The sequence below is a fragment of the Moorena sp. SIO1G6 genome (assembly GCF_010672795.1).
Taxonomy (GTDB): domain Bacteria; phylum Cyanobacteriota; class Cyanobacteriia; order Cyanobacteriales; family Coleofasciculaceae; genus Moorena; species Moorena producens.
This window is the reverse complement of sequence record NZ_JAAHFZ010000173.1, coordinates 1-1544: the sequence shown is the minus strand read 5'-3', so window position 1 is coordinate 1544 and position 1544 is coordinate 1. Positions and strand designations below refer to the sequence as shown.

Below are 1544 nucleotides of genomic sequence, written 5' to 3'. Positions count from 1 at the left end.
AACGCAGTACTCGTCAAAAAGCTAAACGAGCCAGCATGGATACAAGGTATATGCGCTTAGTTTTAGAAACCTCCATTCCCTTAAACTCTAGCATATCGAACCCATAAATTTTCTTGCGCTTACCCTGAGACTCCTCTGTAGTAGTTGCACCATCCACGTATAATGGGTTTGAGGTGGCGTATTAGTGCCTCCTGAGGGGCAGCTCTGTGTTGTTCTATGACTTTTGAGAGCTGCCCATAATGTTCTAGAATTTTCTCTTTTGATGGTTTGATGATGGTTTTAAAACCTTGTTTGGAATGACATTTACCCACTTGATATTGCCGGATATTAAATCCTAGGAAGTCAAATCCGTCGTATGCGTGGGTAATCCTTGTCTTACTTGGTTTTAATTCCAAGCCCATGTCATTCAACCATGTGTTGATGATTCTTTGACATTCCTCTACCACGGTTAGGTCTTTGTGCATAATGACAAAGTCATCTGCATAACGAATTAGATTGAGGGCTGTCTTGTTATCCCGTTTTGAACCGGGTAAACTTTCAGCGTATTGGTTAATTCGTTTTTCCATTCCATGGAGGGCTATATTCGCCAGAAGTGGAGATATGACTCCACCTTGGGGGGTGCCCTCTTCTGTAGGTGAAAATGTTCCATTATCCATCACTCCAGCTTTAAGCCAGGATTTTATTAATCTTCTTACGGATGGATAAGTATTTAGTTTTGAAAGAAGTGCATCATGGTTGATTCTGTCGAAGCATTTGGCTATATCGGCATCAAGAACCCATTTGGGTTTCTGTTTTATACCTTTGAATATAGCTTCGATAGCATCGTGACATGAGCGTCCTGGCCTGAATCCATAGGAGTTAGGTTCAAATTTGGCTTCCCATTCAGGTTCAAGTGCCTGTTTAGTGAGAGCCTGTAGAGCACGGTCGTACATTGTTGGGATACCCAAAGGGCGTTTTTCCGTTCGTCCGGGTTTGGGAATCCATACCCGTCTGGTGGGTTGTGCCTTTTTTGAGACTTCGAGGTTGGCTACTAAGGTGAGGCGCTGCTTATTGTTTAATGGGACTTAAACAAAAATCAACCCCAAATAAAGCCCTTACTCGCTTTATAAGAGGCAAATACGTCTCGGTTTTGGGTCAACCAATTAAAGAAACGGAAAGACATGGCAGTACGAAAAGCTTCTAGAGCCTCAGTAAAAGTATTCATTCGCGTAGCGTGGCCTTTGGCCAAGGTTGATTAGCCCAGCGTCTTTGTAGTCCTCCAGTTAACTTGTGCCAAAGAATAAAAGTGTAGGCACAGAAGACTAGGATAAAATGGCGAATCAGACTTCTTTTATCTCTGACTTGGTATTCTCTCAAGCCGAGCCAGCCCTTAGCTTCCCGATAGAATACTTCTACCCAATTTCTTTGAGAGTAAGTCGTTATAACCCACTGTGCTGTTACTTTAGATGAATCAACATTAGTGATAAAATAATCAATGTCTGTCGCCTCTTCAATTGAAGTTGCATTCATAACGATAGCAAATGTTCTTTCTCCTTCTAGACGAG

2 pseudogenes are annotated in these 1544 nt (G+C 42.2%); both read right to left on the bottom strand.

Annotation, left to right across the window (positions count from 1 at the left end):
- Positions 1-128: 128 nt before the first annotated feature.
- A pseudogene (gene ltrA / locus F6K63_RS36810) lies at positions 129-1058 on the bottom strand (group II intron reverse transcriptase/maturase); the annotation flags it as partial.
- A 17-nt stretch (positions 1059-1075) separates the two neighbouring features.
- Positions 1076-1544, bottom strand: a pseudogene (locus F6K63_RS36805) (transposase); the annotation flags it as partial.